The organism is Lacisediminihabitans sp. (genome assembly GCF_043726815.1).
GTDB lineage: Bacteria > Actinomycetota > Actinomycetes > Actinomycetales > Microbacteriaceae > Lacisediminihabitans.
In genome coordinates this window covers 44,618-53,525 of the sequence record NZ_JAYSJZ010000105.1, presented here as the reverse complement: position 1 = coordinate 53,525, position 8,908 = coordinate 44,618, and the positions used below count along the sequence as shown (strand labels likewise).

At 61.3% G+C, this 8,908-nt stretch carries 5 protein-coding genes; 3 read left to right on the top strand and 2 right to left on the bottom strand.

The window, feature by feature from the left end:
• Nucleotides 1-98: 98 nt before the first annotated feature.
• Nucleotides 99-1,241, bottom strand: coding sequence for an acyltransferase family protein (locus ACHZD8_RS16220; RefSeq protein ID WP_394771467.1), 1,143 nt, complete (start codon nucleotides 1,239-1,241; stop codon nucleotides 99-101).
• Nucleotides 1,242-1,636: 395 nt separating this feature from the next.
• On the opposite strand from ACHZD8_RS16220, the gene ACHZD8_RS16215 reads away from it, so the two are divergent.
• Nucleotides 1,637-3,406: a heparin lyase I family protein gene (locus tag ACHZD8_RS16215; protein ID WP_394771464.1), complete on the top strand. Its 1,770-nt coding sequence runs from the start codon at nucleotides 1,637-1,639 to the stop codon at nucleotides 3,404-3,406.
• Nucleotides 3,407-3,612: 206 nt separating this feature from the next.
• Here the strand turns inward: ACHZD8_RS16215 and ACHZD8_RS16210 are convergent, their stop codons facing one another.
• On the bottom strand, nucleotides 3,613-4,731 hold the full coding sequence (locus ACHZD8_RS16210) for a glycosyltransferase (RefSeq protein ID WP_394771463.1): 1,119 nt from the start codon (nucleotides 4,729-4,731) through the stop codon (nucleotides 3,613-3,615).
• Nucleotides 4,732-5,008: 277 nt separating this feature from the next.
• On the opposite strand from ACHZD8_RS16210, the gene ACHZD8_RS16205 reads away from it, so the two are divergent.
• Complete coding sequence (locus tag ACHZD8_RS16205) at nucleotides 5,009-7,309, top strand: glycosyl hydrolase (RefSeq protein WP_394771462.1); 2,301 nt, start codon at nucleotides 5,009-5,011, stop codon at nucleotides 7,307-7,309.
• 169 nt (nucleotides 7,310-7,478) lie between these two features.
• The gene (locus ACHZD8_RS16200) at nucleotides 7,479-8,900 is read left to right on the top strand and encodes a sugar transferase (RefSeq protein ID WP_394771461.1); all 1,422 of its coding nucleotides are present in this window, start codon (nucleotides 7,479-7,481) and stop codon (nucleotides 8,898-8,900) included.
• The last annotated feature ends 8 nt before the right edge of the window (nucleotides 8,901-8,908 follow it).

Here is an 8,908-nt window from a genome sequence, read left to right as displayed (position 1 = left end):
GTTCGATTGGTCTGTGGTAAGAGCAATTTTCCCTGATTAGACAGGCATTCTCTGTTTAACGCGCCGCTACCCTCAGAGCCCGACCGGTGGATTCAGGCTTAGCGCTCGGCCCTAGATCGGCCTGGAGTCCCGATATTCCGTCTGGCGCTCGGGGCGCGATTTGCCAGCCACGTTGGAGGACGGCGAATGCTCGGTTCAGCGCGACGCTTGATCACCTTGAATTTCATAGCTTGCTTTTCCACCAGCATCCAACTCGCCCATCCGAACGGTATAGCCAGAACAACTGATAGCAGGATGAACACCGCGACCGGAAGCGACTGGTCGGGGAAGACTATCGCCAGTATTTGCTGGACGGGAAATGCGTAAATGTAGATTCCGTAAGAAATGTCATTGCGCGCGCCAACCCGGTGCAGAGGCAGCCGGATTCCCAAATAGAGCATGAGATATGCCACTGGGATTCCAGCAAACGCTTGAAATGTGCGGGTGAAGATCGTAACCAGCAGCAAGGCCAGGAAGGCCAACGCCCAGGGCCACGTCATCGGTAGCCATTTACGGGATTGGAAAGCGAGCGCGCCTGCAGCGAAGAAAGTTGAAAGCCTCGCCATCCTTAAGACCTTGTCAGGAACCGCAAACAAATCAAAGAGGTGCAGACAGGTTATGGCAGTTCCCACGACGAGGATACCCACGATCGCTACACCCAGGAATCGACGGGGGACAAGACTGACGAGAAATCCAATGCCGATGTAGCAGAGAAATTCGTAGAAAAGCGTCCACAAAGTGCCATCCCAAGAGCCTGGGAATGGCACTCCTTGAAGGGTGCCCGCTATCCCGAACTGACGCATCATTAGCGCGACATTGCTCAAGACGTAGGAGGAACCCGCGCCGAACGTCCATGTGCCGTTTCCTAGAAGGAAAACGGAAATGGGCGCGAACCCAAAGGCCACCACGAGGAGAGCCACTATGAATCCGGGATAGATGCGCAGAAATCGTCGCCAAAAGTAGTCGAGCAGTGATCGTGAATGTATTCGACTACCGGTGATAAGGAATCCAGAGATCGCGAAGAAGCCCGCAACGGCCCAACCGCCGAGATCCTGATCCCCAATCCCTATGCCTGCGCCGTATCCGCCTATGGGCCATGAATGCGAAACAACAACTAGGGTCGCCAGAGCGAGTCGAAGTGCGTTCAGGCTGTTTCGGCGAGGATCGAAGGTGTCAGCAAGAGAATGGCTCGCCGCTGACATCTCGTTCACAGTCGCCCCCCCATCTCCGCAGTGTAGCGCGGTTCAAATCCGCCGTTTCAGCGATCACGACGAACGAATTTGATCGCTCCGGTGCGAGGACGCCAAGGTCGCGCTTTATCAATTCGAAAACTTACGCGCGACCGATCCGCTGGCCTATGTCACTGTGGTCGACCCCCTTGCTTTGGGGGTGCAGGCACTCGAATGTGCGCTGTTCGTTTCAATGAAATTCGCATATTCTCGAAGGATCAATTAGCTACCCGCCCGAGGGGAGCCGGCCATTCGAGGACATCGTGACCCGTTTAGACCAGCCACTCGGGCATTCCGAGCGATCCTTTAGTAGCCCCTCGCGCCGAGCATTCCTGTTCGGGTCTGCGGCTCTTGCAGTGGGTGGGCTGGTGGCGATTGACCAGGCACCAGCTCGGGCCGCAGACACTGCGACCATAGCGCGAGCATCGGCGTTGTATGTGAATTTCGGCAACGGGTTGACCTTGCGTAACGGAGTAGCAGCGAGCCTTACTGGTGCCACCTACGGGACTGGGATGATTCGTTCGGCTGGCACCAATCTCTTAGGCAGCGTGCTCCCATTCGCCGGAGCCAATGTCACGGAAAACAAGCTACCGACTGGGCTGACCTGGCAAGGCACGTCCTCTCCGAAGGTGTTGAAGTCGGTATCGGCGGAGGGATTGGTCTTCACGGGTTCGACAACTACCGCCTCGCCGAGTTCTTTCGGCGGAATAAGAACTTCGATTGATGTTGCACAGCCTGGGCAGACTGTACTGCTGAGCCTTCGATCAAACATTGGGGGGCTCACTGGCGACCCGAACGCTTCTATCGTTGCTTTCCTTTTTCGCGAGAGCGACCAGACTTCGACGATGGCCGTTCGAGTTCACAATGTCCAGGAACCAGTTAATGGTGTCTCGATCATTCGAATGAAAGCACCGAACACCGGAACGGAAGGATTCCAGCTCGTGCTCTCGACGCAAGCGGGGAAGCCTGGCCCTGGTCAGAGCGCGAGTATCGGTCTCGCGCAATTGCTCGTGCTGAACGAGCCAGCTGCTGCCCCCACAATAGGTTCGCGCTACGCGACTCCTAGTTACTTTGCCAAGACTTCGGCGGCATCCAACTTACTTCTCGCGCCGCGTGCCGCCGCAGGAATCTATTTCTTGATCGTAAGGACGGCAGAATTCGGATGGGGAGCGGAAACCGTATCGCTGTCCGATGCGCAGAGCACGATTGACATCAAATCGGTGTTCGGTGTCGCGGTGAATATGACCATTCGCGAGGTCTACGTCATCGCTCAGTCCGCCTGGCAACCAGGGTGGATGGACATCTTGTCCCCCACTCCAGACTGGACGAACGTTCGCTACATGAATATCGACGGCTCGGTCGGGTCATCACGCCCACTTTCGCCAGCTGCACTCTCAAGAATGTCCGGCATGCCTGCCGGCTTATCAGCGTTGGCATCCGACCTGAACCGGAACCTTCCGACGTTGGGCGCGCCTGATGTTGCGAACGCGGTCGCGTTCAATGCGCTGCGCTTGTCGCATCAGGCATTCGAAGCCGACACCACCCATTACGTCGCTGACTCTCCGACATCGATTGGAATTCATTCCGAATTGTGGCCGGCCAATTCCGTTGCGTTTGATCGAGATGAGTGGATTTCATTCTGGACGCGCACGGCCACCCCGATATTAGACGCACCGGGCAACGGCGAGGTGACTATCTTCCAATATCGCTATGTGAACAACGTGTCGGGCGACTCCTCGGCCCTCGCCCCTGAGTTGTCCCTTGCCCAGCTGACTGGCGACCGTTTCGCGCTTCGCATTCGGACGGATCGTGGATTACCCGTGCTTTCAGGTAGTTCGACTCCGGCCGGAATCTATTCTGTGGAGGTTCCTCCGGTTGCTTACCGCCCTGGGCAGTGGAATGCGATTGTGGTCCGAGTGCGCTTTTCGAACACTGGAGGAGGGTACGTGGCCTTCTGGTGCAACGGAGTGAAGCTTTTCGATCAAGCGGTCGGCGTCGGATACAACCGAAATATCGGTCCCCGGCTTCATTACGGTGTGTACAAGTACTCTGCATATGCGAATCGGACGGAGTTCCAGCACATGGAGAACGGCGCGAGAAGTCTCGCGTCACGGGTCGCGTCGCCGCTTCCCATTTGAACGGAGTTCTCGCCGAGTCTTGATGACTCAGCGGCGCCAAGCCTCGAGAGAGGCAAAGTGGCTCGTGAAAGAACGTCCGAACGGATCAGTCAAGTGACTTGAGTCGATGTAAATGGACGGTCCGCCCACCACAGAATTACAGTAGCCCGAGAGTCGGCGCCAGATTGAGATTCCGAATCCAACTCACGCCAATTCCTGACAATCGATCAGATACTGCGATCCATCCAGTCGCGGAAGTTTGCATCGAACGCCTCACGCGAGAATCTGAGACTCTCACGACGACAGTCCTCCGCGGAAAGTTCGATCGCCCGGAGCACCGCCGCACCGACCTCGCTTCCAGAGTCGTCGTCGAAATGCATCCCGGAGACCCCGTCGACGATCGTCTCGGCTGAGCCGCCGATCCCGCTTCCGACCGCGGGGGTGCCCAGCGCCATCGCCTCGACGGGCATGATGCCGAAGTCCTCGACCGGCGGAAACACGAAGACCGAAGCAGCCTGGTACAGGGCATGCAACAGCGCACTCGAGGGATCGTCGATGATCGTCACGGGCACCTTGGCCTGCGCCGCTTGGGCAGCCAGGCGCGCGTACTCCGGTCCCCCGCCGGCGAGCACCACGGGCAGGTCGGCGTATTCGCCCGCCTCGATCACGAGGTCCAGCCGCTTGTATGGGATGAATCGGGAGGCTCCCAGGATGAAGTCCACGGGCAACGACTCCAGGGTACGGAGTTCCTCACCGGAGAGTTCGGTGCGCCAGTCCGGAATGCTCTGCAGAACGGATGTCTCCACCGGCGGATAGATGATGGTCGCGTCCACCTGCCAGGCCTCTTCGATGCGCTTCCTCACGAATTCGCTGATTCCCGCCACCGCCGTTGCCTCTCCGGCGCGACGACGGTCGAGGGGACGCAAGACCGCGGAACCGGCGCGCGCGAGGATGCCCTCTCCGCGGGCATCCATCTCCGGAGTCCAGATGTATCGGGCGGGAGTGTATGCGTAGACGAGTTTCGGCGCGTCCCTGCTCAGGCCGCGGGGGCGGATGTGATGGGAGAACAGGTGCGAGCTCGCCAGCACCCAGTCGTAGGCGGGAGCGTCACGGGGGATAGCGGAGCGCCAGGCCGACGCCAGCGCGAGTACGGACGCCGCCTTGCGTCCCCGAAGCGGAGACCGGGCGAGCCAGAGTTCCGTCACGTTGCGGTCCACGAAACGGTGAGGCGCGTTGGTCCAGGGCGTGACCACGTCTGCGTCCGGATAGAGGGCAGCGATCGCCTCGAGCACATTCTCGGAACCGCCCCGAGCCTCGATCCATTCGTGAGCGATCAGGCCAGACACTATTTGCGCAGCTCCTCAGCTATCGGAGCACTGGCTTTCACGCAGAACCACTTGTTTACCCCGGCAACATCCGAGCATACGCCGAGTGTCGCTCAGCACCTGTCCCTCGGCGGCGGCACCGAGAGTCACTCATCAAGTGAGTTAGGGTGGCCACTTACGTCTTTGCCCACTCCTCGAGTTCGATGATCCCTGGAGATTCATGACCGTCAGCGCCCCTCCGCCCACTGCCAAAACCCGCGCGAAATGGGTTCTCCCAGTCTCAATCGGGGCCGTTGCCGTGGTCGTTCTCGCGGGAATCGGCGGGGTGTGGGCGGTCAGCTCGAATCAGCGTGGCACGACCACGCCGAAACCGGCGGCGACCGGTGCGCTCGCGGTCGAGACCTATGCGGCCGCGGACTTCTCTGGGTGGACGAAGAAGACGCCAACCGATGCGGCGACCACCTTCAGCGTGCAGTCCACCGGCGCGAAGGTCGGCACCGTGAGTCTACGAATCGACAGTTCGACGCCGGCATCGGTCGCCGACCGCCAGTCGCTGGTGACCTCGGCCACGGTGGCGCCGAACGCCGCCTACACCGTCAGCGCCTGGGTGAAGTCGGGTACCACCGCGAACACGTCGGCCAAGATCACCGTCGGCACGTCGGCCGCGTTCACTGTGCCTGCGACCGGGAACGCCTGGAAGAAGATCTCCTTCCCGTTCTCCCCCGGCGCGACCACCAGCGCGCCGGTGACGATTTCCACGTCGGCTCCCACTCGCGGAGTTCTCATCGACGGCCTCGACATCACGCCAGCCGCGGGAGGCACTAGCGTGCTGCCCGTCGGCTCGTTTGAGAAGTATTCGTCGCCGACCCGCATCACGAGCACATCCCTCGTTCTGGCGACGGGGTCGTCGTCGCTGACGGTGGCGGCGTTCGGTCGATCGGTGGAGTGGACGCTGACCGACCAGAACGGAGTGCAGGCGGCCAAGGGATCGCAGCCGACGAAGGCCGGCGTGAGCACGATTTCGATGAAGGGCATTCCCCAGGGTTATTACACCGTCAACGCGCATCCCGACGTCACGGGCGCGAGCGCAGTGAGCGCGCCGTTGATGCTGCTCGACAAGCCCGCGAAGGGGCGAAAGGCCACCGATGTTCGATTCGGAATCGGCGTGCACATGCGCAGCGCGAACGACGCCGGCTCCGCACCGCTCGTGGCAAAGTTGGGGTTCGGCTCTGTGCGGGACGATGCGAATTGGGGAACCGTCGAAACGGCACCCGGGGTGTACACCTACCCGGACGCCTTCACCAAGGGCTACGCGGAATATGCGAAGGACGGCGTGGAGGTTCTTCCCATTGCGGCCTATTGGAACAAGTTCTACGACATCGGTCGAACGCCGAGTTCCCCGGCGGGCATCGCCGCGTATGCGAAGTATGCCAGCGCCTTCGCCGCCCACTTCTCCAGCCCCGCGATCGAGATCTACAACGAGCCGAATGGATTCGCGAACGGCAAGTGCGGCAAGACGCCGGAATGCTATCTGCCGCTGCTGAAGGGAGCCTACGAGCAGCTGAAGGCGGACAACCCCAAGACCGTCGTGGTCGGACCGGCCATCGCGTATCAGGATGACGCCTGGCTCGGCACCTTCTACGCTGCGGGCGGCCTCAACTACCTCGATGCGGTGAGCTTCCATCCGTACGGTGGCCAGATCGCGCCCGAGTACCTCGCCATCAATATCCCGCGGGGGATCGCGGCCATCAAGGACCACAACGGAGGAAAGAGCAAGCCGCTCTGGATCACCGAACTCGGGTTCACGACAAACACGACGGGGAACGGAGTCAGCGAGAGGGTGCAGGGCGACTATTCCGTGCGGGCCCAGGCCCTCTCGTTGGCGAGCGGCGCCGAGCGCTACTACAACTACGACCTCGTCAATGAAGGCCTCGACGTCACGGACCACGAAGGCAACTTCGGGCTCTTCCGCGCGCCGACGGCGTCCGTCTCGGCATTCCTGCCCAAGCCGGGCGCGATGGCGCAGGCGGTGCTCATCCGTGAGCTCTCTGGCAAGAAATTCGCCAGTCGGGATTCCCTCGGAGAGGCGAGCTATTCGTACGCCTTCGGGGCAGGGAACACAGCGACCCGTGTGGCCTGGTCTGCGGCGCCCACCACGGTGAGCTACGCGACGAAGAGCCCCGTGACCCTCGTCACGGAGTACGGCAACAAGACGACTCTGACGCCGAGCAACGGTCATGTCACCGTGCAGCTCAGCGGCGAGCCGGTCTACGTCGAGGGCGCCATCACCGGGTCCACGGCTGCAGCGTCGACCGCGTCGATCTCGGCCTCCACCCCGACCGTCTCCCAGGGGGCTGCCCCCCGGGTCACCCTCTCCGTGGCCGCGTCCAAAGCCTCGGGAAGCCAGTCGACGGTCTTCACCATCGACGGAAAGAAGTACGAGGTGAAATCAGTGGACGGCAAGGCGACGAAGAAGACAGTCTCGCTGCCGCCGTCGTCGGCACCCGGGCCACGAACCATCAGTGCCACGGTGGGCAGTGATGGCAAGGCGAACAGCTACCTGACAGCGTCGATCTCGGTGGTGGCACCAGCGAAGTAGCGCCGTCACGCGCTGATTTCTGCAATTGGGCTAGGTTGAGCATGCAGTGCGTGAAAGCCCGTGAGGCTATATTGGACACGGCACCCGAATTTCTCTCACTGTAGAGAGTGCCGTCGAAGGGAAGCATTGCGTGGCCATCACTGACGTTGCATCTCCCAGCGTCCGTCGAGTGCGAACCTGGCAGAAGATTTACGCTCGCCGCCTGATTGTCACCGACCTGATCGTGATCGTGGTGGCGGTCTATGGCGCACAGTTGCTGTGGTTCGGACTCCGACCCGTGGCGCTTGCCGAGCGATTGCAGCTCGGAATCGGCTACAACTCGGTGTCGTTCGCCATCACCGTCTCGTGGATGTTCGTGATGGGCGCGTATTCGACCCGCGACCTGCGAGTGATCGGAAGCGGCAGCCTCGAATACAAGCGCGTCATCGACTCGACGATTCGACTCTTCGGCATCTTCGCAATCATCGCGTTCCTCTTCCAGATCGATCTGGCGCGAGGCTACTTCCTGATCGCTCTCCCTACGGGTGCCCTGTTGCTTCTGTGGACCCGCTGGGGCTGGCGACAGTGGCTGCGCAAGGAGCAATCTCGCGGTCTGCATGTCTCACGGGCGATCATGGTCGGCGAAAAGAGCAAGTCCGAGCACGTCACTGAGACGATCCGTCGCGCCAAGGGTTCCGGCCTCCACGTGGTCGGCGCCCTCACGAGAGACGGGTCGACCACCGTGCCCTTCGCAGGCGGCGTGCCGGTGCTGGGCAAGTACTCGGACATCCTCGAGGCCCTCGAGTCGGCTCAAGCCGACACGGTGGTCGTGACCGGCTCCGATGAAATCAGCCCGCTCGACATGCGCAAGCTCGGCTGGGACCTCGAGGCGCGCGAGGTGACGCTCATCGTCGCCCCGGGCCTCACCGGCGTGGCCGGCCCGAGAATCCACGCGAGACCGGTGGCGGGGCTGCCCCTCATCTACGTGGAGTACCCGGTGTTCTCCGGGGTGAAGCGACTCTCCAAACGACTCTTTGACATCGTCGGGGCCTCCCTCATCATCCTGGTCTCTTCGCCGATTCTCGTCGCCGTCGCCATCGCCATCAAGAGCACCAGTCCCGGGAGCGTGTTCTACCGCCAGGAACGCATCGGGCTGCAAGGCGCCCCCTTCGGGATGTTCAAGTTCCGCTCGATGGTCAAGGACGCGGACGACCAGCTCGAGAGCCTGCTCGACGCACAGGGAAAGAGTTCCAAGCCGCTGTTCAAGGTGACGAACGATCCACGAATCACCCGCGTCGGGCGTTTTCTCCGCCGCTCATCCTTGGACGAATTCCCGCAACTGTGCAACGTGCTTCTCGGCCAAATGAGTCTTGTCGGCCCCCGCCCCCAACGCCAGGCCGAAGTCGCGCTGTACGACGACGCCGCCCACCGGCGCCTCATGATGAAGCCGGGCATGAGCGGTCTATGGCAGGTCAGCGGCCGAACGAATCTCAGCTGGGATGACGCCATCCGCCTCGACCTGTATTACGTGGAGAACTGGTCGATGACGGGCGACTTCATCATCTTGTGGCGCACCATTCGCGCAGTCGCGTTTTCGGACGGCGCAGTCTAAACGGGTTT

Excerpts from the sequence above, each read along its gene's own strand:
- ACHZD8_RS16220 (WP_394771467.1), bottom strand. The coding sequence starts at position 1,241 with ATGTCAGCGGCGAGCCATTCTCTTGCTGACACCTTCGATCCTCGCCGA.